General features: G+C 35.8%; 18 protein-coding genes and 1 riboswitch. Of the genes, 13 read left to right on the top strand and 5 right to left on the bottom strand.

Features of this window, described 5'->3' with window-relative positions:
* Positions 1–90: 90 nt before the first annotated feature.
* Together gntT and ubiG are read right to left on the bottom strand one after the other, a co-directional pair.
* The gene (gntT, locus tag J3U19_RS08475; protein ID WP_267341529.1) at positions 91–1,413 is read right to left on the bottom strand and encodes a gluconate transporter; all 1,323 of its coding nucleotides are present in this window, start codon (positions 1,411–1,413) and stop codon (positions 91–93) included.
* 102 nt (positions 1,414–1,515) lie between these two features.
* Positions 1,516–2,232 (bottom strand): bifunctional 2-polyprenyl-6-hydroxyphenol methylase/3-demethylubiquinol 3-O-methyltransferase UbiG, encoded by a 717-nt coding sequence (ubiG, locus tag J3U19_RS08470; protein WP_324123820.1) that lies wholly within the window; start codon positions 2,230–2,232, stop codon positions 1,516–1,518.
* Positions 2,233–2,566: 334 nt separating this feature from the next.
* Between ubiG and J3U19_RS08465 the strand changes: the two genes are divergently transcribed.
* From J3U19_RS08465 to J3U19_RS08430, 8 genes are all read left to right on the top strand, one after another.
* Positions 2,567–3,928 carry a sodium-dependent transporter gene (locus J3U19_RS08465; RefSeq protein ID WP_267341531.1) on the top strand — a complete coding sequence of 454 codons (1,362 nt, stop codon included), beginning with the start codon at positions 2,567–2,569 and terminating at the stop codon, positions 3,926–3,928.
* A gap of 310 nt (positions 3,929–4,238) precedes the next feature.
* Entirely contained in the window at positions 4,239–6,116 is a 1,878-nt protein-coding gene (gene htpG, locus J3U19_RS08460) for a molecular chaperone HtpG (protein WP_267341532.1), read from the top strand.
* 221 nt (positions 6,117–6,337) lie between these two features.
* Positions 6,338–7,186 (top strand): BglG family transcription antiterminator LicT, encoded by an 849-nt coding sequence (gene licT / locus J3U19_RS08455; RefSeq protein ID WP_267346035.1) that lies wholly within the window; start codon positions 6,338–6,340, stop codon positions 7,184–7,186.
* A 200-nt stretch (positions 7,187–7,386) separates the two neighbouring features.
* Positions 7,387–9,291 (top strand): beta-glucoside-specific PTS transporter subunit IIABC, encoded by a 1,905-nt coding sequence (locus J3U19_RS08450; protein WP_267346033.1) that lies wholly within the window; start codon positions 7,387–7,389, stop codon positions 9,289–9,291.
* A 3-nt stretch (positions 9,292–9,294) separates the two neighbouring features.
* Positions 9,295–10,686, top strand: coding sequence for a glycoside hydrolase family 1 protein (locus tag J3U19_RS08445; protein ID WP_267346031.1), 1,392 nt, complete (start codon positions 9,295–9,297; stop codon positions 10,684–10,686).
* A 90-nt stretch (positions 10,687–10,776) separates the two neighbouring features.
* Positions 10,777–11,604: a histidine phosphatase family protein gene (locus tag J3U19_RS08440; protein WP_267346030.1), complete on the top strand. Its 828-nt coding sequence runs from the start codon at positions 10,777–10,779 to the stop codon at positions 11,602–11,604.
* Between the two features lie 166 nt (positions 11,605–11,770).
* Complete coding sequence (locus J3U19_RS08435; protein WP_267341538.1) at positions 11,771–13,111, top strand: OprD family outer membrane porin; 1,341 nt, start codon at positions 11,771–11,773, stop codon at positions 13,109–13,111.
* Positions 13,112–13,127: 16 nt separating this feature from the next.
* Complete coding sequence (locus J3U19_RS08430; protein ID WP_267346029.1) at positions 13,128–13,898, top strand: histidine phosphatase family protein; 771 nt, start codon at positions 13,128–13,130, stop codon at positions 13,896–13,898.
* Positions 13,899–13,971: 73 nt separating this feature from the next.
* Here the strand turns inward: J3U19_RS08430 and J3U19_RS08425 are convergent, their stop codons facing one another.
* The gene (locus J3U19_RS08425) at positions 13,972–15,258 is read right to left on the bottom strand and encodes an MFS transporter (protein ID WP_267346028.1); all 1,287 of its coding nucleotides are present in this window, start codon (positions 15,256–15,258) and stop codon (positions 13,972–13,974) included.
* Positions 15,259–15,420: 162 nt separating this feature from the next.
* On the opposite strand from J3U19_RS08425, the gene J3U19_RS08420 reads away from it, so the two are divergent.
* The 3 genes from J3U19_RS08420 (at position 15,421) to J3U19_RS08410 (ending at position 18,138) form a co-directional block, all read left to right on the top strand.
* Positions 15,421–15,960 carry a methylated-DNA--[protein]-cysteine S-methyltransferase gene (locus J3U19_RS08420; protein WP_267346027.1) on the top strand — a complete coding sequence of 180 codons (540 nt, stop codon included), beginning with the start codon at positions 15,421–15,423 and terminating at the stop codon, positions 15,958–15,960.
* A 311-nt stretch (positions 15,961–16,271) separates the two neighbouring features.
* Complete coding sequence (locus J3U19_RS08415; protein ID WP_267341545.1) at positions 16,272–17,384, top strand: hypothetical protein; 1,113 nt, start codon at positions 16,272–16,274, stop codon at positions 17,382–17,384.
* Positions 17,377–18,138 carry a DeoR/GlpR family DNA-binding transcription regulator gene (locus tag J3U19_RS08410; RefSeq protein WP_267341547.1) on the top strand — a complete coding sequence of 254 codons (762 nt, stop codon included), beginning with the start codon at positions 17,377–17,379 and terminating at the stop codon, positions 18,136–18,138. The genes J3U19_RS08415 and J3U19_RS08410 overlap by 8 nt, the downstream gene beginning before the upstream one ends.
* A 37-nt stretch (positions 18,139–18,175) precedes the next feature.
* On the opposite strand, the gene J3U19_RS08405 is transcribed toward J3U19_RS08410, so the two are convergent.
* Together J3U19_RS08405 and clpB are read right to left on the bottom strand one after the other, a co-directional pair.
* The gene (locus J3U19_RS08405; RefSeq protein ID WP_267346026.1) at positions 18,176–18,979 is read right to left on the bottom strand and encodes a Cof-type HAD-IIB family hydrolase; all 804 of its coding nucleotides are present in this window, start codon (positions 18,977–18,979) and stop codon (positions 18,176–18,178) included.
* A 553-nt stretch (positions 18,980–19,532) separates the two neighbouring features.
* Positions 19,533–22,106 carry an ATP-dependent chaperone ClpB gene (gene clpB, locus J3U19_RS08400; protein WP_267346024.1) on the bottom strand — a complete coding sequence of 858 codons (2,574 nt, stop codon included), beginning with the start codon at positions 22,104–22,106 and terminating at the stop codon, positions 19,533–19,535.
* Between the two features lie 284 nt (positions 22,107–22,390).
* Positions 22,391–22,436, top strand: a riboswitch (PreQ1 riboswitch).
* A 3-nt stretch (positions 22,437–22,439) separates the two neighbouring features.
* Between clpB and queD the strand changes: the two genes are divergently transcribed.
* Both queD and J3U19_RS08390 read left to right on the top strand, forming a co-directional pair.
* Positions 22,440–22,868 carry a 6-carboxytetrahydropterin synthase QueD gene (queD, locus tag J3U19_RS08395; protein WP_267346022.1) on the top strand — a complete coding sequence of 143 codons (429 nt, stop codon included), beginning with the start codon at positions 22,440–22,442 and terminating at the stop codon, positions 22,866–22,868.
* Positions 22,865–23,479 carry a 7-carboxy-7-deazaguanine synthase QueE gene (locus J3U19_RS08390; protein WP_267346020.1) on the top strand — a complete coding sequence of 205 codons (615 nt, stop codon included), beginning with the start codon at positions 22,865–22,867 and terminating at the stop codon, positions 23,477–23,479. Before queD ends, J3U19_RS08390 begins: the two co-directional genes overlap by 4 nt.
* Positions 23,480–24,659 lie beyond the last annotated feature (1,180 nt).

Genomic DNA, 24,659 nt, shown 5'->3' with positions numbered 1-24,659 from the left:
TTCTACTTACTTTTGTGCAAAAAGACCAGTGGTATTTTAGAAAGATTCCTGAGTAGTTAATCCAATAAGGAAAAATAAAAATGCAGTAAATTAGATAAATGTATTGATTGCTAAACACCCCACCAACCCACAAACTGAAATAACGGTTTCGAGTAATGACCACGATTTCATCGTTTCGGTAATGCTAAGGTTAAAATACTCTTTAAATAACCAAAATCCAGGATCATTTACATGAGAAAATACCACGCTACCGGCTCCAGTTGCAATGACCATCAATTCCGGACTCACGCCTGTAGAAGCAATTAATGGAAACACGATGCCACCGGTCGTTAAAGCCGCAACTGTTGCTGAACCAAGAGCTAAACGCAATAAGGCAGCAATTAACCAAGCCATAATAAGTGGAGAGATATTGGACGCATGCATCATCTCTTCAATATAAACTTTAACGCCGCTATCAACCAAAACTTGTTTAAACGCTCCACCACCACCAATAATTAATAACATCATCGCAATGATTTTAATTGAATCGGCTAAAGTCGTATTAATTTGGACCATCGAACGACCACGGAAAATCCCAAAAGTAAACACCGCAACAATAACTGAAATCAATGTAGCGATAATTGGGTCACCAAAAAATTCTACATAAGGAAGTACCAAATGCCCTTTTGGTAATGTCATTTCACATACCGCTCGAATGGACATGAGTACAACTGGCATTAAAGCCGTCAATACACTAACAATAAAGCTTGGCATCTGTTCTTCAGTGAATTGTTTAGAATTATACAATCCCTCTTCAATAGGATGATTAATGGCTTGTATAAATGGTATTTTAGCAAGTACTGGACCTGCTAAGATGACAGTTGGAATACCTATGATAGTGCCATAAAGCAAAGTGCGTCCCATGTCAGCTTTAAATATTTCAGCAATGGCCGTTGGTCCAGGGTGAGGCGGTAAAAAACCATGGGTAACAGATAATGCGGCAGCCATAGGAATACCAATATATAATGGTGATATACGAAGCGTTGCGGCAATAGTTAATATTAACGGAAGCAATAAAACAAAGCCGACTTCATAAAATAATGCAAATCCAACAATAAAACCAGTAAGAGTAACAGCCCATTGTATTTTTTTATCGCCAAAAGTATTAATTAACGTTGTTGCAATACGCTGAGCACCACCACAATCCGCCAATAGTTTTCCTAGCATAGCACCAAAACCCATTATTAGTGCTAAGCTACCAAGTGTTCCCCCTACTCCATTTTTTATGGATTGAACCACCTCCATTACAGGCATACCTTCCATGATACCTACACTTAAGGCGACAAGAATTAACGCAATAAAACCATTGACGCGCAGCGGCAACATTAAAACAAGCAATAACGCTACGCCTATTGCAATAATGATTAATGGCATGAATATTTCCTCTAAAATAATCTAATATGTTATCGGTAACATTAGGAATTATAGAGGAAAATAAAAAAAATAATGGAAAAAATATTTAAAATGAGAATCAGATCACATTTTACAAATTTGTTTTTTTTGCGCCATCAAAATATAATTAATATCAAGGTTAGGTCCTAACTTAAACTCATTTTTAAGTAGGTGATATTCCATGCCAATGATATCTTCAACAACCAAATTAGCTTGTTCAACCCAATGCATTAATTCTGAAGGACGAATGAATCTGTTAAAATCATGAGTCCCTTTTGGAACCAATCGAGCAATATATTCTGCGCCATAAATCAAAAGTAATTTTGCCTTGTGATTACGATTTATTGTCGATAAAAAGAGTTTGCCATTCGGTTTAAGTAACGTTGCGCAAGCTTGGATTATCGAAAAGGGATCTGGGACGTGTTCTAATAACTCCATACAGGTAATCACATCATAAGAAGCGGGATATTCCTTAGCATGATCTTCAACGGTTTGCTTTTGGTAATTAATGACCAAGTTATTTTCTTTTGCATGCAACCGAGCAACTGCCAGGGATTCATCAGCCAGATCTATCGCTGTGACAGCAGCGCCTAATTTTGCAAGACTTTCGGATAAAATGCCGCCACCACATCCGACATCTAACACTCGCTTATCTTCTAAACAACCTACTTCTTGTTTAATAAAATCCACACGTAACGGATTGATAATGTGTAAAGGTCTGCATTTGCCATTTGGATCCCACCACTGAGCTGCTAACTGAGAAAACTTACTTATTTCTTTGAAATCAATATTTTGCGTCATGGGATCTCTTCTATCCAAAAATCTTTCCTATAAAATACTATTTTATGTCATGGTAAGTATGAATAAAAGACTAAAATTGAATGCAATATAAAAAAATATGAGTGAATAATAGGTATAAACACAGGAAAACTTATAAAAAGTCAAAATAATAAGGTTAATAAGAATAAATAATTCTAATTTTAAAATAAACAGTTAGATTAAAATTGATAATGAATTCTTGTTTCCCCTTGTATTTCATGGCATGATTTGTAATTTTATGCTTCTAATATAGTAATGGTTAGGCATTAATTAAAGCTACAATTAAATAATTATTTTGAGGACAAGGTAAAAATTCATGAGTACAGGTACTATGAAAAAAAGTCACTCTCAGTGGAGCTCACGCATGGGGTTCATGCTTGCTGCTGCGGGTTCCGCTGTTGGGTTAGGAAACATTTGGAAGTTTCCGTATATGGCAGGAGAAATGGGCGGTTCAGCATTTGTGTTGACCTATTTACTGTTTATGTTTTTAATCGGCCTACCTATTTTGGTTTTAGAATGGTTAATTGGTCGTCGTGGACAAAAAAATCCAATTCACACAATGGAAGATGTTGCGATTTCAGAAGGACGTTCTAAGTCTTGGAAATGGGTAGGCATTATTGGCGTTCTCGGCTCATTTTTAATTCTTTCATTTTATAGTGTCATTGGTGGCTGGGCGACAGATTATATCGTGCTTGCAGCTCATGGGGCATTTAAAGGCGCCAATGGTGAAATTACAGGCCAATTATTCAGTGACTTTCTAGGTAATGTAAACAGTTTACTCATATGGCACACGGTATTTATGTTTGCTACCGCCTTTATTGTGGCATTAGGTGTTGGTGCAGGTTTAGAACGTGGCTGTAAAGTGATGATGCCAGGATTAGGCATATTACTATTGGTATTAGTGGGCTATGCTGCTTATGTAAGTGGTCCATACTTTGGTCAAGCTTTTAAATTCTTATTTACCCCAAATTGGTCAGCAATTAGTGGCACAGCGGTGTTAGCAGCGTTAGGGCATGCGTTCTTCAGTTTATCCTTAGGAATGGGCATAATGATGGCATACGGATCTTACCTTGGTAAGGATGTAAATTTACTATCAACTGCACGTACTGTGGTAATCTTAGACGTAATCGTCGCTATGTTATCGGGTATGGCGATATTCCCATTAGTTTTTGCCAACGGTTTACAACCAGGTGAAGGTCCTGGCCTTATCTTTGTTACACTTCCCATTGCCTTTGGTAATATGGCTGGCGGAACCATTTTAGGTATCCTATTTTTTATCTTCTTAACTTTTGCGGCGTTAACGTCTTCCATTTCATTGCTTGAACCAACCGTCGAGCTATTAGAAGAAAAAACCCATATGGGACGTAAAACTGCAACCGTAGTAAGCAGTATTATTATCTGGGCATTAGGTATTGCTTGCATATTATCATTTAATGAATGGTCAGGCGTAAAATTATTTGATAAAAACATTTTTGATTTACTGGATTATTTAACCAGTAAAATCATGTTACCTGTTACGGGATTAGGAACTGTAGTGTTTGGAGCATGGATGATGAATCAAAAACGTATCCGTGAAGAATTAAACTTAAATGAATTTTGGTTTAGTGTCTGGACATTAGTATCTCGATTTATTGTTCCTGTTGCGGTCATCTTAATTCTTATTTACGGATTTATTTAAATAATAACAAATTGATATAATCTTTATGTTACAAGCCTTGATATCCATCAAGGCTTTTTTTTACATCTCTTATTTAACAAAAAACAGACAAACAATTAATAAATTTTACTAACTTGTATTGAAATATTATTTTTTATTCCCATATAGCAATACAATAAGAAATCAAACCGTTACATTAATATTATTCAGTAAATATTAACGACTAAAGCATCATAAAACATTGACAAAAATTATAAAAATTTGTCGATAATAAAGTAATGTGGCATATAACGTTAATTGAAATAACTAAATATAGTAGAGGAACTAGTTAATGAGTAAGCAAGGCACTGAAACTCGTGGATTTCAATCTGAAGTTAAACAAATTCTACATTTAATGATTCACTCTTTATATTCCAATAAAGAGATATTTTTAAGAGAGCTCATTTCCAATGCCTCTGATGCAGCCGATAAACTTCGTTTTAAAGCATTAGAAAATCCTGATCTGTATGCTGGGGATGGTGAACTTGGTGTGCGCATTTGGGTAAATAAAGAAGCGGGAACTTTATCCATTTCTGATAATGGTATTGGTATGACGCGTGATGAAGTCATTGAAAATTTAGGTACGATTGCAAAATCAGGCACCAAAGCATTTTTAGAATCCATTGGAAGTGATCAAGCGAAAGACAGCCAATTAATTGGTCAATTCGGTGTGGGTTTTTATTCTGCCTTTATTGTTGCCGATAAAGTAACAGTAAGAACACGTGCTGCAACTGCTAAAGCAGATGAAGCAGTGATGTGGGAATCTGCTGGTGAAGGTGAATATACCATTTCAGATGATAATAAAGAAACTCGCGGTACCGAAATTACCTTACATTTAAAAGATGATGAGAAAGAGTTCTTAGATGATTGGCGCTTACGTACCATTATCAGCAAATATTCTGATCACATTTCATTACCTGTAGAAGTGCAAACTACAGACGAAGAAAGTAAAGAAGTCAAATGGGAAAAGGTCAACAAAGCACAAGCACTTTGGACTCGCAACAAATCAGACATTACTGATGAAGAATATAAAGAGTTTTATAAACATCTTTCGCACGATTTCGCTGATCCATTAAGTTGGAGTCATAATCGTGTAGAAGGTAAACAAGAGTACACCAGTTTACTTTATATTCCAGCTAAAGCACCGTGGGATATGTGGAATCGCGATAATAAACACGGCTTAAAATTGTATGTGCAACGTGTATTTATTATGGACGATGCTGAACAATTCATGCCAAACTATTTACGTTTTGTGAAAGGATTAATTGATTCAAATGATCTACCATTAAATGTATCGCGTGAAATTCTGCAAGACAATAAAATCACCCAAAGTCTACGTAATGCGTGTACTAAACGTGTACTACAAATGCTTGAAAAATTGGCTAAAGATGACAAAGAACAATATCAGCAATTCTGGAACGAATTTGGTTTAGTATTAAAAGAAGGCACCGGTGAAGACTTTGCTAACCGCGAAGCAATAGCAAAATTACTGCGTTTTTCTTCAACTCATACGGATAGTAATGCACAAACGGTATCGTTAGAAGATTACATCAGCCGTATGCAAGACGGTCAAGAAAAGATTTACTACATAACAGCAGACAGCTATGGTGCTGCAAATTACAGTCCTCATCTAGAGCTATTCCGTAAAAAAGGCATTGAGGTGTTGTTATTATCCGATCGTATTGATGAATGGATGATGAGCAACTTAACTGAATTTGATGGTAAACAATTCCAATCAGTCAGTAAATCAGATGAATCTATTGAAAAACTGGCTGATCAAGATACTGAAGAACAAAAACAAGTTGAAAAAGAACTTGAGCCATTTATTGAAAGAGTAAAAACGATATTAGGTGATAAAGTTAAAGAAGTTAAAATAACTCATCGTTTAACTAACACACCTGCTGTTGTCACAACCGCTGCTGACGAAATGAGCACACAAATGGCCAAATTATTTGCCGCAGCTGGACAAAAAGCGCCTGACATAAAATACACGTTTGAAATCAATCCAGATCATAAACTGGTTAAACGTATAGCTGATACCCAAGATGAAAGTGCATTTACCGATTGGGTTGAGTTATTACTTGATCAAGCATTACTGGCTGAAAAAGGTTCATTAAGTGACCCAAGTAAATTTATTCAAACTATGAATAAATTATTAGCGCAAGAATAAACTTACGTTAACCAAAAGCAGCTCCGATAGGTTTGACTAATTGGGGCTGTTTTATATCCGATCTTCTGTTTTTTGTTTTATGGATCCATTATAGCAAAGAATTTATTAGCAACTAATTTCTAGCAAAAATTTGATATTAATCACATTTTTTTGTTTTTCTTCTTTTCATTTTTATTTAGCAATTCATAATAAAAAGATTTAAAAATCAACCCCCCAATTCAATGAAAGTTCATAAAATATTAAATAATAATGTAATTGTTACCCTTGATGATAAAGGAAAAGAGTTAATCCTGACCGGTCGCGGTATTGGTTTTAAAAAACGAGAAGGTGATTTAATCGATATTAATCTTATTGAAAAACAGTTTTCGCTAAATAATAAAGAAATATTGCCAAAATTTAATGAATTACTTTCTGAAATTCCATTAGAAGTGTTAACCTGTTCTCAAATTATAATTAATTATGCTAAAGAAGTTGTAGAAAGTAAACTTCAAGACAGTATTTACATTTCACTGACCGATCATATTCATTCTGCTATTGAGCGCCATAAACAAGGGTTTGATATTCCAAATGGTTTTTTATGGGAAATCAAAAAATTCTATCCAAAAGAATTCCAAATTAGTCTTTATGCATTGTCCGTTATAAAAAAACGCCTTGGAATAGAATTACCAGAAGATGAAGCAGGATTTATCACATTTCATATTATCAATGCACAACTCAATGGCACCATGCCCAATATTGTGAACATGACCAAAATTATGCGCGAAATACTTAATATTGTAAAATATCATTTTAAGTTTGAATATGACGAAGATTGCCTATCTTATCAACGCTTTGTAACGCATTTAAAATTTTTTGCACAACGAATTTTAAATAAAGGAACACCAACGCAACAAGATTCCTCATTGTATGAAATTATTCGCCAAAAATATGAACAAGCTTACTTATGCACGAAGCAAATTGATTTACATCTTATTCAACAGTATCAGCATCCACTTACCGATGACGAAAGCTTATACTTAACCATTCATATAGAACGGTTGAGAACCGAACTAAAAAAAGCATTAATGTGAGATATATCACAATTTATCAATCACATTTTGAGAAGTCATACCATGCCATAAAAAATTATGCTAACCTACAAACCTCATTTACTGGATTGTTATTGCATGGCAAATTAATTTACTATGTAAGCAAAACCTAGATCGCTTGATAACAAGGGATCTAGGTTTTTTTTTGCGCGGTAAAAGCGTTAAACAAATAAGGATAAGGAATGAAAAACAAAGAACTTGCCGAATCAATCATTAACAACGTGGGTGGAAAAGACAATATCACCAGTCTAGTTCATTGTGCTACTCGTTTACGTTTTGTATTGAAAGATGACAGTAAAGCGGATGCGCAGTCACTGAAAAAACAAAAAGGGGTGATTACCATTGTACAAAGCGGTGGGCAATTTCAAGTAGTAATTGGAAATCATGTAGCCGATGTATTTAATGACATAATGCAACTCACCAATCTTAATGAAAATAATACAACCAATGTTCCCTCTGATAAAAAAATGGGTGTATTTTCAAAATTAATTGATTTAGTTTCGGGTATTTTTATTCCAGCATTGGTTGTCATCGTCGCTGGTGGTATTTTTAAAGGAATAATCTCATTATTGCAAGTGTTAGAAATTGTTCATGCAAACACCTCTACATATAACTTCTTGTTCGCAATTGCGGATGCGCCATTTTATTATTTACCAATCATTTTAGGTTTTTCAGCTGTAAAAAAATTTGGAGGGAATCCTTATGTAGGGATGGCATTAGGTGGAGCACTTGTACATCCTAACATTGTTAGCATGCTAGGCGGAGCATTTGAATTACAAACTTCTTTATTTAATATACCAATTCAGTTAATTCCTTATGCATCATCCGTATTTCCTATTATCATTGCTAGCTGGTTCTATTCGTTACTCGAACATAACTTTAACAAGATTATGCATGATTCATTCAAAAAGTTTATTGCACCATTACTCGGCATTATCATTACCGTTCCATTAACGTTTGCGGTGATAGGTCCAGTAGTAGCATTTTTAAGTGATATTGTGGCTACAGGCATCATCTACGTTTATCAACTTAACTCCATAATTGCATCAATGATTTTAGCAGGACTTTGGCAAGTTATGGTTATCTTTGGTATTCATTGGGGAATGGTGCCATTTGCAATGAACAATTTTAATCTTTACAACGAAGATTTTATGATGCCTATCTTATTCCCAGCGGTATTTGCACAAGTCGGTGCAGTATTGGCGATCATGTTACGCAGTAAAGATCAACAAACGAAAGCATTAGCCAGTTCGTCGGTATTATCCGGTATTTTTGGGGTCACTGAACCGGCTATTTATGGAATTAACCTACCATTAAAACGCCCATTTGTGATTGGCTGTATATCAGCAATGATTGGAGGCAGTATTGTTGGTTATTACCATTCAGTAATCTATTCATTCAGTTTTATAAGTATTTTTTCCTTCTTACAATTAATTCCTCCAACAGGAATTGATGAAAAATTCTATGCGGTGGTATTTGGCTCCCTCATTTCATTTAGCGTCGCAACACTCGTAACTTACCTGTTTGGTATTCCTAAGGATAAAAAAGCAAACAAAGAAGATCAGCCTCAAAACAGCAATGTAGAAAAACAAATCAATGAAGTTCAACAAATGCATACCACGACTATTTCAAGCCCAATGACCGGTAAAGTGATCCCATTAAGTCATGTTAATGACGCTACATTTGCAAGTGAACTGATGGGTAAAGGTTCAGCAATCATTCCAACCATTGGTGAAGCATTGGCACCTGAAGATGGTGAAGTTGTATCATTATTTAGAACCAAACATGCTATTGGATTTCTTACTGATTCCGGTGCTGAAATACTCATCCATATTGGTATAGATACCGTAAAATTAGATGGTCAATATTTTGAAGCTCATGTCGAAGCAGGGAGTAAAGTTAAAAAAGGTGATCGATTAGTCAGCTTTGATATTGACGCCATTAAACAAGCTGGTTTTGAAATCTCGACTCCAATAATTATCACCAATAGTGATGACTATAAAGATGTGAAGACCATTTTCATGCAAGGTGATATTCAAGCTGGCGATGCATTACTAGCATTAAACAAATCCGAAGATAAGGAGTAATACATGTCTAAACTGTTTCCTAGTGATTTTTTATGGGGTGGCGCAATTGCAGCCAACCAAGTTGAAGGGGCTTACCGAGAAGACGGTAAAGGTTTGTCCACATCCGACTGTACGCCCAACGGACTATTTGGCGATATTGTTGACCGTAATAAGAACAATATTACCAGTATAAAAGATCGCGCTATTGATTTTTATCATCGCTACCCGGAAGACATTTCTTTATTTGCCGAAATGGGTTTTACCTGTTTACGTACCTCCATTGCATGGACACGTATTTTTCCGAATGGTGATGAACTTGAACCAAATGAAGCGGGGCTTGCTTTCTATGACAAATTATTTGATGAAATGCTCAAACATCACATCACACCATTAGTCACATTATCTCATTATGAAATGCCCTATCACTTAGTAACTCAATATGGCGGTTGGGGTGATCGCAAAGTAATTGAATTCTTTACTCGTTATGCTAAAACAGTATTTGAACGCTACAAAAATAAAGTAAAACATTGGTTAACATTTAATGAAATCAACATGTCGTTGCACGAGCCATTTACGGGTGTCGGTCTGGATAGAAACAGCACCAAAGCACAAATCTATCAAGCGATTCATCATCAACTCGTTGCTAGTAGTCAAGCTGTAAAATTGTGTCATCAAATCATTCCGGATGCCAAAATTGGGAATATGCTACTTGGTGCTGTGGCATATCCACTCACACCAAAACCAGAAGATGTCTGGGCAACCTTACAAGAAAATCATGGTTGGCTGTTCTTTGGTGATGTGCAAGCACGCGGTTATTATCCAACTTACATGACGCGTTTTTTCAAAGAGAATAATATTGAGTTAGAGATTACCGATCAAGACCGGGAAGATCTAAAAGAAACCATTGATTTTATCTCATTTAGTTATTATATGAGTTGTTGTGGTACCGCTGATGATTCTTTACGACAAAAAGGAAATATTTTGGATATGGTACCAAATCCACATCTAAAAGCCTCGGAATGGGGTTGGCAAATCGATCCGATCGGCATCCGTTATCTACTTAACATGCTTTATGAGCGTTTCCAAAAACCGTTATTTATTGTTGAAAATGGCCTTGGCGCTAAAGATAAATTAGAAGCAGATGGTACTATCAATGATGATTATCGCATTAATTATATGAATGATCATCTTGTACAAGTGCGCGAAGCAATCAACGACGGTGTAGAAGTGATGGGTTATACCAGTTGGGGACCAATTGACTTAATCAGTGCTTCAAAAGCGGAAGTGACCAAACGTTATGGATTTATTTATGTCGATTTAAATCAAGATGGATCAGGTAGTTTAACTCGTTATAAAAAGAAAAGTTTTTATTGGTATAAATCGGTGATTTCATCCAAAGGGGAGAACTTAAAATAATCATGACACAGGTAAGTGATTAATTATCCTTACCTGCTAATTGATTTAGCCCATCCATAATATAATGCCATATGAGACTCAAGACTTAAGATGAAAAATAAAACAATAAAAATAGCACTAATCACAGGATCAATTGCTCTAACTGCACTAATAACAGGATGCTGCAACCCATCAAGTCAAGCATCAAATAATAACGAGCACAATCATAATGATGAGATCACCATCTATTTTGCGCGTCACGGTAAAACGTTATTTAATACCTATGATTTAGTACAAGGTTGGGCGGATTCCCCATTAACGGATAAAGGTATTGAAGTTGCACGTTATTTAGGAGAAGGATTTAAAAACAAGCAAATTCAATTTGATGCCTATTACACCAGTGATGCCGGTCGTCAACGTGAAACAATGCAGGTATTATTACGTCAAAAAGGCATTCAAGAGTACCAAATTCAAGAACTCAAAGAACTACGTGAAGTCTTTTATGGAGGATTTGAAGGCGGATCCAATACTAAAATGGTGTCCGCTTCAATGAAGGCTCTTGGCTACAAATCGGTTAACAACTTCTATAAAAGCTATGCAGAAGGACAAATTCCAGTGGCAACGCTGACCGATGCAATAGCGAAAAGTGATCCCAAACACGAAGCAGAAAACTTTGAACAAGTTAAAGAACGGACTCAAAATGCCCTCAAAAGTATTATAAAAACTGCACAAGAGAAACATCAAAAAAACGTTTTAGCGATTTCATCCGGCATGTCAATGCAAGTTATGATATCCGATCTCACCGACGATCCAATTAAAAACAAACCTCTATCAAATGCCACCGTTGTTAAAATCGTTTACCAAAATGGTAAATACCGTGTAGTTGAAATTGGCAATATGGACTATGTTAATTTAGGTAAATCATCCCTAAATAAGTAATGAGAAAGGAGAAAACCATCAATAACCTAAAACATAATTAAAACAATTAAAGTGGAATAATAGGATTGTCATTGCTTTTGCAATAAAACCTAAATGTTTAGTAAAAGTAAAAAGCTCATCAATACCAAACATTTTTAATTCAGGATAAACAGTTAGGAAAACAACAATGAAAATGAAATATCTAACATTGGTACTTTTTAGCATAAACAGTTATGCCGTATTTGCTAATGAATCCTCCCAGCATTATGAACCAAAAACCCTATGGGATAATGCCTTTTTTAAAGAGACCAAATTAGAACTCTCTACACGCAACCACTGGAAATATCTAAAAGAAAACGCATCCCAACCAAAAGAAGTGCATAGTGCATGGGGGCAAGCATTTACGTTTAATTACAAATCGGGTTATTGGTTCGATACTCTTGGTTTTGACTTAACTTACGATAATATAATAAAACTTGGTGCTAGTGACTACTTCGCTACACGTAATTTACTCTATAACGATGGTAAACAGCCGAACAAACACAATGCCCATGGTTTTAATAAATTTACCCAACGCTATGCAAAAATCAAACTCGGCAATGAACAATTAAATTTTAATGGTAAAGCCGGTTGGCATAGTTTAAAAGATATGGGCGTTATTAGTTCCTCACAACACTTAACTCGTAATAGTTATTTAGGTTACAGTGGTATACTCAAATATTCTAATTTAGCGTTATCATTAGCCTATATTGACAGCACCTTACCGCGAGAGTCATCCAAAAAAGTGCATTTTTATAGCTTAGACAAAAAGCACAAAATTGATAACATCAAATCAGCCGGCATTGCCTATAAAAACAAAATTATTAAACTGGATTACTCCTATGGCGAGGCAAAAGATTACATCAAACGTCATGCCATTGAATTTTCTTATAAACCAACCGAAAAACTTATCTTAGCTTCACAGATTTACGGCAGCACTGCGCTAAAAAATCATAATAAAATGAAAGCAAATGTTCGAGATTTTGATGATTCAGCTTGGCATTATGCAACGGACATTGAATGGAAAGAATCCAAATGGAGTGCCAAGTTTGGGATTGCTTATACGGATGCTAATCGTAAAGGCGCGATAGGTTATTATGGACGTCATCTAGGTAAAAACAATCGTGGACGCTATAACGGCATGGCAGCGACAGGGGCCGACTATATGCGTGATGGCGAAGTAGTAGTATCAAGCATATTAAGTTATGATTTATTTGAAGATAACACCGTAGGTTTATACTTCAACTATGGTGAATTTAATTATAAACATGAAACTCTAAAAAATGGAGAAATCAATGTGTTCAACATCTGGAAACCTGCCAGTGGAACATTAAAGAATCTCTCGATTCTGTCAAAATTAGGTTATGGTTGGTCTTATAAAACTTTGAGCAGTAAAGACATTACGCCTAAATTAAGAGATGGTCGTGCTCAGCGTTCACCAACATTATCAGCAGAAACCATTGTTGATTATCGATTTAATTTGTTATAACAAAAAGGACGAAACTATGAAAATCAAAAAATTTATCAGACTTGCCAGCTTATCGATAATTCTTACCGCCTCAATTGCCCAAACGTTTGCTGCGGAAGTGAATTTGTATGTAACTCGTCATGGTAAAACTATGTTCAATAACGTTCATCGTGCTCAAGGTTGGTCAGATACTCCATTAACCCAACCAGGTATCGAAGTTGCCGAGCAGCTAGGGCGTGGTCTAAAAGATGTCAACTTTATTGCAGCTTATTCAAGCGATTTGGGACGTGCTCGCCAAACTGCCCGCATTGTTTTAGACGCAAAAGGACAATCATTACCAATTAACGAAATGAAAGCACTTCGCGAAACATGTTTTGGTGTTTTTGAAGGTGATTTTGATCCTAATATGTGGGGACCTGCGGCTAAACATTTAGGCTATTCAGACGACAAGGCGTTAATGGAAGAATTCTGGAAAGGCAAAATCAGATTAAACAAAATAATGGATGCCATTGCTGCTGTCGAAAAATCAGGTGAAGCAGAAAACTACAAAAAAGTTAAAACGCGTATGCAAGCTGCATTAAAAGTCATTGCTGAGTCAGCTAAAGCTCATGGTGGTGGTAATGTGCTAGTAGTATCCCACGGCATGGCCATCACAGCCATGGTTGAAGAATGGCTTGATACACCAGTCAAAGGAGGATTGGGTAATGCAAGTGTAACTAAAATTCGTTATACCGATGACGGTAAATTTATTGTCGAAAGTTTAGGTGATATGAGCTATGTTGAAAAAGGAAAAGCTCTCGAAAAATAAATGCAACAAGAAATAAATATGATTAATGCGATTAAAAAGACTCACTTTAGTGAGTCTTTTTTACTTTGCATCATTATTGAGTAAAATCACTGTTTAACGTTTCTTTTATGAGCAGTGTTGCACAAATACTGATGAGTGACGCAACGGCAACATAATACCCTACCCAAGATAAATTCCCATTTGATACCAAATAATTGGCAATAATTGGCGCAATGGATGCCCCTAAAATGCCACCAATACTGTAAGCGACAGAAGATCCTGTATAACGAACATGGGTTGGAAAAATTTCAGGTAAAAAAGCGCCCATAGGAGCAAATACGATGCCCATTAAAAACAGCTCTAAAGATAGATAGCTCAAAACGAATCGATCTGAACCACTTGCCATAAACTGCGTCATAATTGTGCCAGATAAGGCGACACACAACAAGCCAACAACCAGTACAGGTTTACGCCCATATTTATCACTTAAACGAGCAGAGATTGGCGTCGCTATCGCCATAAAGACAATTGCAATACATAAAAAACCTAAAAAATTACCTTTAGTAATACCTAAATATTGGGTGCCATATTGTAATAAAAATGCAGTAGTGATATAGAATAAAGTATAACAACCAATCATTGAAAACGAACCTAAAGCCAATGTTTTCCAATGATGAACCAAAATGTCAATCGCTGGTATTTTAACTTGCTCTTTGCAGCGCAATGCTTTGGTAAAAATGGGGCTTTCAACCAATTTCAAACGCACATACAATCCAATAATCACCAATACTGCGCTTAATAAAAATGGTATACGCCATCCCCATTGTAAAAATTGTTCATTAGACAATGATAATGTAACCAACAAAAACACACCATTAGATAATAAAAAACCCACTGATGGTCCTAACTGTGGAAACATACCAAACAATGCTCGCTTATTTTGGGGGGCATTTTCCGTTGCCAGCAAAGCTGCGCCACCCCACTCACCACCAAGCCCTAACCCTTGTGCAAGTCTTAAAATGCACAGTAAAAACGGCGCCCAAAAACCAATAGCGCTATAGCCCGGTAATAATCCAATTCCGGTCGTGGCAACACCCATTAAAATAAGGGAAAACACTAAGGTTGATTTGCGCCCTATTTTGTCACCGAAATGCCCAAATAAAAAGGCGCCAATTGGACGAGCAACAAAGGCAATACCAAATGTGGCAAAAGATTGTAACGCTTGAGCAGATGGGGAACTGTCAGGGAAAAATACCGGTCCAATGACCAAAGCAGCCGCTGTTGCATAGATATAAAAATCATAAAACTCAATAGCTGTACCGATAAAACTGGCCAAAGCAACTCGAGACATTGAATTAGCAGATGTAATGTTTGAATCCATAATCCTATTCCCTTCAATATAGTTGTAATTTTAAGATAAATAAAGACATTATAATCAGAGTTAATGCTTTTACCATGTAAAATAAAAAAAATTATAACCATATCCATAATATAAGAAGTCGATATAATAGATCGCGTGCATCTTTACTCAATAAGGATATTTATGTTTTATCTCTGCACCTATTGCTCGCCAATGGGTTTAATCACGCTTGCTAGTGAGCAAAATAAATTGGTTGGTGTCTGGATCGAAGGGCAAAAATATTTCGGACAGATAGAACATGCTCAAAAACACCATCAGCCTAATTTACCCATCTTCAATACGACCAAGAAATGGCTTGACAACTACTTTAACGGTAAAAAACCAACAATTGAAACATTACCCTTAGCGCCACAAGGAACACCTTTTCGACATTTGGTCTGGGATATTTTATGCCAAATTCCTTATGGTCAAGTCATTACTTATGGCGACATCGCCAAACAAATCAAGAAAAAAACCAATACAGCAAGCATGTCAAGCCAAGCAGTGGGTGGGGCTGTTGGTCATAACCCAATATCCATTATCATTCCATGTCATCGCGTCATTGGCGCTAAAGGTAATTTAACCGGTTATGCAGGTGGAATTGATAAAAAAATTGCCTTACTCAAACTGGAAAATGTAGATACGTCTCAATTTGTTATTCCAACCAAAGGGACCGCACTTTAACGAATTGAAACATCAATATGCCTAGCTGTATGTGAGGAAAACAGGTATCATTGCTGATTAAACAATGAATTATATCATTAATCTTATGAATATGAGAAATTTTTAGGCGTCGTGTTAAGTTGCTGTTATCAACCATGCAAATGTATCATAAGATAGATAACGCAATAATCATCATTATGCTAAAAAAGAGGCACCCCACTGGGGTGATCCCATTATAATTTATATGTTCGAATTTATCTGTACAAAATCCTTTAAGGCATTATACTGTGCAATCATTAAAAAATAGAATAATCAATCAATAAACAAATAAAATGAGAAATGTACTGCTCAGCTTATTGTTAATCATATCTTTCCCCGCATTCAGTTCCATTTATGCTTATAAAGGTTATATTGCCGACAACCCAATTATGTTGTATATAGAAACCTATTTAAATCACATTAATAAAGGTTTTTGGGTTTATCAAAATGACTTTCAACAACACCTGAATACACTATCTAATGAATGTGAATTCATCCGTTCATGCCCTGAAAATAGAACCCGTTTAGTTCTGTACGATGAGCAAGATATCTATATTGATGAAATCTCTAAAAAAATAAAAGTGAAGGATTCAAGTCATTATTTTAAATTTATCAACCTGCACTTTGAACACGCTGACACTCAAAAGTTTTTACCTGAAACATTAAAGGGTTATTGGTTCGATGGAAAAGTACATCAACAATACTCTGTAGTATTACAAAAACAGTTTGTCATAAATGACCAGTCCACTGCCGAATTAAATCGCATTGAATTATTACAATCCACTTCCTTGAGCAAAGTCTATTTTACGGCTGTTTTATCAAAACAGAAAAACAATCACATCAAATTAGTGGGTATTAATGTTTACGATAAAAAACATCATAACTTGCTGCAACAAATCCAAAATTTAGATTACAGTTACAACGGTTTTAACAGTATTAGTCTTGAAGATATCAACTTTGATGGTAAAGCGGATTTAGCCATTAAAAAGTATCGCTCAAATGCCAGATTAGGCGACAACTACGACTATTATCTCAATGACAACGGTAAATTTATCGCAACAAACTTATGGGGAAGTAACATCAACTTTAACAAAAAAGACAAATCAGCAACTGGCACAAAAACATGTTATGATTATGACGAAAAAGAGCAAAAAATCCTGATTCAAATCGATAGCGTTTATCACTACAAAAATAAACACTATATTCATAAATCAAATCATTGCCAGATACATTTTTTTAATGCTCAAATAAGCCGTCAATGTACCGAAATGGAATACAATGCTTGTTTATTAAAACGAAATAATATCAATACTGAAAATCCACACTATTTAGGTGAAGATAATATTTTGCACAAAAACATGGTGTGGGATAAAGGTAAATTAATTGATGGAGTTATAGATGATTGATTATGATGCTTTTCCTGAACAACGACAATCTTACATTCAACAGTTATTGAAAGACAAAGGTCGAGTCGTTAATGCTGACTTAATTAAATTACTCGGTGTTTCAGAACACACGATTCGCCGCGATTTACAAAAACTTACGCGCGATGGAATTTGCAAACGTGTTTATGGAGGCGCGGTCAGTCAATTAAAACAATCAGCCAGCTTCGAAACAAGAATGACGCAAAGCGTTAGTGAAAAATCATCGGTTGCCAAACGATGCGCTGAACTGATCAAAGACAATTCCTGTATATTTATTGACGCAGGCTCAACCTATTTGACCATGGCAAGCTATATCCCCACCGATATGAATTTAACCATTGTGACAAATTCTCCTCAAATTGCTTCACTTCTCAGTAGTCGAACTCAGGGGGAGCTTATTTTACTTGGTGGAAGAGTTAACCCTCAAACAGGCAGTACCATGGGTTCAGATACGGTAAATCAAATTCGTAACATGGTCTTTGATCAAACATTTATTGGTGTCTGTGGACTCGATCCACAAGCCGGATTAAGTGCCGTTTATTATGAAGACGCTTGTTTTAAAAAGGAAGTGATTGCCCAAAGTAATGAAGTTGTCGCCGCTGTAATTGCCGATAAAATGTTACAGATAGCCCGTTATAAAGTAGCAACGTGTGAAGATATCGATATTGTTGTAGTCAGTCAAGAAACGAAAATTGAAGGTTTTGAGAATTTTGATCTAACAATAGAAGTCGCCTAATGGATTCGCATCAAGGTCGAGCGAATCTATTTTTTAGCTACGTTGATTGTAAAGTTAATATCAATTGAATGGTTTTTAAAACGGCACTATCACGGTTATAGCCAGTAATAAACTTAGCTTTCGCTTTCGTTTCTTCAAAAGCATTACGCATGGCAAAACTGTATTGGGCTTGTTCTAATAATTCAATATCGTTATAACCATCGCCAAATGCCATAGTTTCCTGAGCCGTTACTTTAAGCATTTCTTGTAATTTCTTGATAGTAGTACCTTTATGCACATCATAATCAGTGATATCAATCCAAGTTGCCTCTGATACAACAATATACACCTTATCCTCATAAGGGGTTAAATGCAAACGCGTTTGTGGGCATTGCCCCGTTTCATCATAGACCGTGATTTTAATAAAATCATCGGAAATTGAACTGAGTTCATCAACTTCAATAATAGCAGCATAAGATCCACGAACTTTTTGTTTCAATCTTACTGGTAAATCGGAACGAATCACTGCTCCTTTTGCTGTACAGGCAATGATGACATGATCGGTACTGACTTGTTCCAATGTTTTGATAATACGTTGTCCTACCTCATTGGGTAAAAAAGAACGATAGATAAATTCTCCATTAAATTTAATTGCTGTAGCACTGTCACCAACGATCCAAATCCGTTTACTCTCATCACCAAACAACTCTTCTACCCGCTCACACTGTTTGCCTGTACAAGCAACAAAATGGACATTCTCATTTGTCATTTGTGCATAAACTTTTGCAAACAGTTCACGATCATAATCGCCTTGTTCGTTTAAAAAAGTTCCGTCTAAATCACTGATAATTAATTTAATCATTTATTTTTCCTCTCACTCACTAATGGATATTTTATTAATATGATTTAGTATGATGCTTTATGATGGATTTAGCAATATTTTATTACTTTCTGTTGTTGATTTTTATTTTATCTTAACGTAATTTAAAGCCAAGTGTTGAATATAATGTTACATTATAAATTAATGGATAATATTAATATTAATAAATTTTACCTAGTTCATTAAAAGAAGATTAAAGATTTAATTTTAGTCATAAATGAAGAAAAGGCATCAACATCGAGCATGTTAATTAGGTGAAATCCCTACCAATAATGAATGAACGGTATTACAGAAAAGATCCTATTCTTCTTAACTGTAATTGCTTTTATGACCCATTAATGGAATTAAGTAGAAAGATTGATGATTGAATTCTGACATTAGACAGTAATTTAAAATAGACGGGACATCAGTTTGCACTCTCTGAAAATAACCGATTAAAAACATATTGTTTTGTATCATTTAATCGATGAAGATAAGTAATAAAAAAGCCTGAAAACATATTGTTTTCAGGCTTTTAATTTAAAAAATTAGGATATTAGGATTGTTTGGCTTCAATGTTATCACCCACTAATTCCAAATGAATGGTTTTACCTGGCACAAGTTTACCTGATAAGATTTGTTGTGCTAATGGGTTTTCAATCTCTTGTTGAATTGCACGTTTTAATGGTCTTGCTCCATAAATTGGGTCAAAACCAACTTTGGCAAGTTGCTCCAACGCTGCATCAGAGATGTCCAATTGATAACCGCGTTCATCCAAACGTTTTTCCACATGAGCCAATTGAATTCTGGCTATTGCTTTGATATTTTCTTGACCAAGTGGATGGAATACCACAGTTTCATCAATACGATTGATAAATTCTGGTCTAAAGTGTTTCGTTACCACAGTCATTACTAACGCTTTCATCTCATCATAACTTAATTCAACATGACCTTGTATCAAGTCTGAACCTAAATTAGATGTCATAATAATCACTGTGTTTCGGAAATCAACGGTACGCCCTTGTCCATCGGTTAAGCGTCCATCATCCAATACTTGTAATAAAATATTAAAGACATCCGGATGTGCTTTTTCCACTTCATCCAATAAAATGACGGAATAAGGACGACGTCGCACTGCTTCAGTCAAATAACCGCCTTCTTCATACCCTACATAACCCGGAGGTGCACCAATTAAACGTGCCACTGAGTGTTTTTCCATAAATTCAGACATATCGATTCTGACCATGGCATCTTCGCTATCAAACATAAAGTTAGCCAAAGCTTTACAAAGTTCGGTTTTACCTACACCCGTTGGTCCCAAAAATAAGAAAGAACCAATTGGTTTGTTTGGATCAGAAAGTCCTGCTCGACTACGACGAATCGCATTAGCTACCGCAACTACGGCTTCTTCTTGACCTATCACACGTTTATGTAACGCATCTTCCATATGCAATAATTTATCTTTTTCACTTTCCAGCATTCTTGAAACAGGAATACCCGTAGCTTTAGATAAAACTTCGGCAATTTCGTTATCGGTAACTTTATTACGCAATAACCTCATGGTTTTGCCTTCTAGCTGTGTTGCCGATGCCAGTTTTTTCTCAAGTTCGGGGATTTTGCCATATTGAAGCTCCGACATTTTATTGAGATCACCAGCACGTCGAGCTTGTTCTATTTCAGTGCGTGCTTTTTCCAACTCTGCTTTGATTGTCTGAGTACCCGAAACAGCAGCCTTCTCTGACTTCCACTCTTCTTCAAGTGACGCATACTCTTTTTCTTTCTCAGAAAGTTCATCATTTAGCATCTCAAGTCGTTTCTTACTCGCATCATCAGACTCTTTCTTAAGCGCTTGTTGCTCAAGTTTCAACTGAATAATACGGCGTTCAAGTCTATCTAATGATTCCGGTTTTGAATCCATTTGCATACGTATACTTGACGCAGCTTCATCAATTAAATCTATGGCCTTATCTGGAAGCATACGATCGGAAATATAACGATGCGATAACGTAGCAGCAGCCACAATTGCGGGATCCGTGATTTGGACATGGTGATGCAATTCATAACGCTCTTTCAAACCACGCAATATAGCAATCGTATCTTCAACACTAGGTTCAGCCACATACACTTTTTGGAATCGACGTTCTAAAGCGGGATCTTTTTCAATATATTGACGATACTCATCTAACGTTGTAGCACCAACACAATGTAATTCACCGCGGGCTAATGCGGGTTTTAACATATTACCTGCATCCATTGCCCCATCGCTTTTACCTGCACCAACCATGGTATGGATTTCATCAATGAATAAAATAATGCGCCCTTCTTCTTTGGCTAAATCTTTTAAAACGGCTTTTAAACGTTCTTCAAATTCACCGCGATATTTTGCGCCAGCAATTAACGCCCCCATATCTAAAGACAGTACTCGTTTATTCCGTAATCCCTCAGGCACTTCACGATTAACAATGCGTTGCGCAAGTCCTTCAACAATGGCTGTTTTACCCACACCTGGTTCACCAATTAACACTGGATTGTTTTTAGTACGACGTTGTAATACTTGGATTGTACGGCGAATTTCTTCATCACGCCCAATGACTGGATCAAGCTTACCTTGTTCAGCACGCTCGGTTAAATCAATGGTATATTTTTTCAACGCACCACGTTGATCTTCGGCATTAGCATCGTTCACGTTATCACTTCCTCTTATTTGACTTACTGCCTGATTCAATCTTTCTTTGGTCACACCGGCTTTTTTAAGAATATCACCTAAACTGCCTTTTTCTTCTAACGCTGCTAATATAAAGAGTTCGGATGAGATATAACTGTCGCCATTTTTTTGCGCTAACTTGTCACAAAGATTGAATACACGTACAAAATCTTGAGATGGAATGACTTCTCCTCCCACACCTTGTACTTGTGGCAATCGATCAATTGCTTGATTGAGTTCTTGTTGTAACATTGTCACATTTGCCCCCGCTGCTGCCAGTAACGGCTTGATACTGCTGCCTTCTTGATTCAGCATGGCGGTTAAAACATGAACAGGCTCAATATACTGATTATCTTTACCTAATGCTAATGATTGTGCATCAGCTAAAGCTTGTTGAAACTTATTAGTGAGTTTATCTAACCTCATATTAATTATCTCCTGAGCAATAGATTTGGCTTAAATGCTTTAAGCAGATAAACCATTTGCATGGTTACTAAATGAGTGTGGAAAGATAAATTTCAAGAGTTTTTTATGAAATTTTTTACAAAAAATCGACAATAAAATGAATTTATATTCAGTTACTGAAATAAGCAAAATATAAATGTTCAATTTTACAACATTAGTGTAATGAATATTGCTCGTAATAACAATTGTAAGATGACATTTAGCCGCTAATCGATTATATTAACCGCTCTATTTTGTTAGATGGTCTAACCGTGGTTCGTGATCCATCCCACGAAAAAAAACTAGGAATAATACATGTTCAAAATTGCTAAAGAATTTCAATTCGATGCTTGTCATATGTTAGACGGGCACAACAAAAAATGTCATAACCTTCACGGACATACTTATCGCTTATTGGTCGAAATTAAAGGTGATCTGATAGCTACGGGTTCCAGTGCAGATATGGTCATAGATTACGCTGATTTAAAAGCGATTGTTAAACAGCACATTGTGGATCCGCTTGATCATGCTTACCTTTATAATCAAAATAATGCTAATGAATGCCGTATCGCTTCACTATTGCAAGAGATGGATCGAAAAATTTTTGCCTTTCCTTGTCGCACCACTGCCGAAGGGATGAGTAAATTTATTTTTGATTGCCTGTCACAATACTTACCTATCTCGATGATCAAACTTTGGGAAACCCCCACATCTTACTGTGAGTACCATCGGAGCGAAAAATGACGGAATTTCGTATTGTTGAAATCTTCGAATCATTACAAGGCGAAGGTTATAATACAGGCATGCCTGCCATTTTTATTCGTTTTGCTGGGTGTAATTTAAATTGCATTTGGTGTGATACTAATTTTCGCCGATTTACCCGTTTTACACGAGATCAGTTATTGACTAAAGTGAAACAATATACCAGCAAAAACATCATTATTACTGGGGGTGAACCAACGATGGTTACCGCCCTACCAGAATTACTTTTCCCCCTAAAACAAGCCGGCTACTTTGTTGCTATTGAAAGTAATGGATTAGGTAAAGTCGATCCTTTAATTGACTATATCGCCCTTAGCCCTAAATTTTGTTATCAAGCACGATACCAAAAAATCGCTCAACCGACTGCAAACGAAGTGCGAATTGTTGCTGAAAATCATGCAGACTTTCTCCCTTTTTGCCAATATATCGAACACCAGATTCAAGCCAAACGATATTATCTATCTCCTTGCGAAAAAAAGGGGGAATTTAATATGCTTGAAACAATTGAATTACTTGGCAAAATCAACCAAAACCGCATCGACAACAAATGGTTACTAAGCATTCAAACGCATAAGTTTGCTCATATTGAGTAATCGTTTAATTCTTTGCTATTAGTTAACTGAATAAAAAACAGATTTAGGCACTAAAATTTAATCAGTCAGCTCTACTGTTCAGCGCTATTTAATTTGGTAATGATGATGTTTTATCAAATTTTAGTAAGTTTGTTTTGTCATTCACCTTATTCATTCCGCTAATGTCAATAAGGCGTTTGACTTGCCAAATGATGAGTGTTGGTAAGGTAATAATGCTGATGAAAAAATTCTTGATTAGATAGTCCGCTCTCAATACTACTTAAACATAAATTGAATTTGAATCGACTAATTTTATGTTTATCTTGTAAAAAAGATTTAGGAGTGTATACCATTACAATTTTTCGCTTATTTACGTTGAACAACAAAGTACCCCTCTTAACCCAAAAGGAAGGTGACAATAAAAAGTCATTTTTTTATCATGATTTATCCATCACCAATCCCCATTGAGATAACATCATGACACATCCCCACGTTACCAGAGCTTCCCCCCCTCCCTCTCAATTCGTCCTTAATCGTTCAATGTAAGACAAAAAAACAACGAAACGGCATACACTCCTAAATATTTTTTACAAAGCACATTATCACTTATTCATAAAACTCGACTTTCAAAGAATCATTACCCTTACCTTTAAACCACACGAAAATTTCATTGATTGGCTTATCTTAATGGTCGGTAAAACCCATTTTTTATCACTTTGCGTCCGTTATTTTGCCAAACGGTTTGAGGAAAGAGCGATGTTTCAGTATAAATGTTAACTCCACGATAAAACTTATCAACATTCTGTGCAAAAGACTAATAAAACAATCAGCCAAAGCCAAATCTGTTAATCCTTTTTTGATCAGGTTTAGACGACAGATTGTTACAAGAGTTTCAGTTATTTATGAATAATATCATTAAGTTATCCAGCTAGTTTAAAATTAAAGTATTTTTCAAAAAAAAGTTGCAAAATACATGAAACCGTGTATTTTATATTCACTCTTCAATGATTTTTTGACGTTAATCAATTCCGGATGTTCAATGATGTTGATATCTAAAAAATAATCAAATTGCAGCAAAGCTAAATCATTACTCATAACAATAGCAACAACAATAATAACAATAATCTATATTTCGTAAGCATGAAATACTAAAAGAGGATAACATGGATAAAGGATTAACCCATCTGATCAATCCATTGGA

The organism is Gilliamella sp. B2828, from assembly GCF_026537125.1.
Lineage (GTDB): Bacteria > Pseudomonadota > Gammaproteobacteria > Enterobacterales > Orbaceae > Gilliamella.
Note: the sequence above shows the minus strand (reverse complement) of the source record. Positions and strands in the feature narration are given on the sequence as shown.

What these genes read in the sequence shown, in the direction of transcription:
- htpG (WP_267341532.1), top strand. Translation starts at nt 4,239, where the DNA reads ATGAGTAAGCAAGGCACTGAAACTCGTGGATTTCAATCTGAAGTTAAA.
- J3U19_RS08410 (WP_267341547.1), top strand. Translation starts at nt 17,377, where the DNA reads ATGATTGATTATGATGCTTTTCCTGAACAACGACAATCTTACATTCAA.
- J3U19_RS08445 (WP_267346031.1), top strand. Translation starts at nt 9,295, where the DNA reads ATGTCTAAACTGTTTCCTAGTGATTTTTTATGGGGTGGCGCAATTGCA.
- J3U19_RS08390 (WP_267346020.1), top strand. Translation starts at nt 22,865, where the DNA reads ATGACGGAATTTCGTATTGTTGAAATCTTCGAATCATTACAAGGCGAA.
- J3U19_RS08440 (WP_267346030.1), top strand. Translation starts at nt 10,777, where the DNA reads ATGAAAAATAAAACAATAAAAATAGCACTAATCACAGGATCAATTGCT.
- gntT (WP_267341529.1), bottom strand. Translation starts at nt 1,413, where the DNA reads ATGCCATTAATCATTATTGCAATAGGCGTAGCGTTATTGCTTGTTTTA.
- licT (WP_267346035.1), top strand. Translation starts at nt 6,338, where the DNA reads ATGAAAGTTCATAAAATATTAAATAATAATGTAATTGTTACCCTTGAT.
- J3U19_RS08420 (WP_267346027.1), top strand. Translation starts at nt 15,421, where the DNA reads ATGTTTTATCTCTGCACCTATTGCTCGCCAATGGGTTTAATCACGCTT.
- clpB (WP_267346024.1), bottom strand. Translation starts at nt 22,106, where the DNA reads ATGAGGTTAGATAAACTCACTAATAAGTTTCAACAAGCTTTAGCTGAT.
- J3U19_RS08415 (WP_267341545.1), top strand. Translation starts at nt 16,272, where the DNA reads ATGAGAAATGTACTGCTCAGCTTATTGTTAATCATATCTTTCCCCGCA.
- J3U19_RS08405 (WP_267346026.1), bottom strand. Translation starts at nt 18,979, where the DNA reads ATGATTAAATTAATTATCAGTGATTTAGACGGAACTTTTTTAAACGAA.
- J3U19_RS08425 (WP_267346028.1), bottom strand. Translation starts at nt 15,258, where the DNA reads ATGGATTCAAACATTACATCTGCTAATTCAATGTCTCGAGTTGCTTTG.
- J3U19_RS08450 (WP_267346033.1), top strand. Translation starts at nt 7,387, where the DNA reads ATGAAAAACAAAGAACTTGCCGAATCAATCATTAACAACGTGGGTGGA.
- J3U19_RS08430 (WP_267346029.1), top strand. Translation starts at nt 13,128, where the DNA reads ATGAAAATCAAAAAATTTATCAGACTTGCCAGCTTATCGATAATTCTT.
- queD (WP_267346022.1), top strand. Translation starts at nt 22,440, where the DNA reads ATGTTCAAAATTGCTAAAGAATTTCAATTCGATGCTTGTCATATGTTA.
- ubiG (WP_324123820.1), bottom strand. Translation starts at nt 2,232, where the DNA reads ATGACGCAAAATATTGATTTCAAAGAAATAAGTAAGTTTTCTCAGTTA.
- J3U19_RS08435 (WP_267341538.1), top strand. Translation starts at nt 11,771, where the DNA reads ATGAAAATGAAATATCTAACATTGGTACTTTTTAGCATAAACAGTTAT.
- J3U19_RS08465 (WP_267341531.1), top strand. Translation starts at nt 2,567, where the DNA reads ATGAGTACAGGTACTATGAAAAAAAGTCACTCTCAGTGGAGCTCACGC.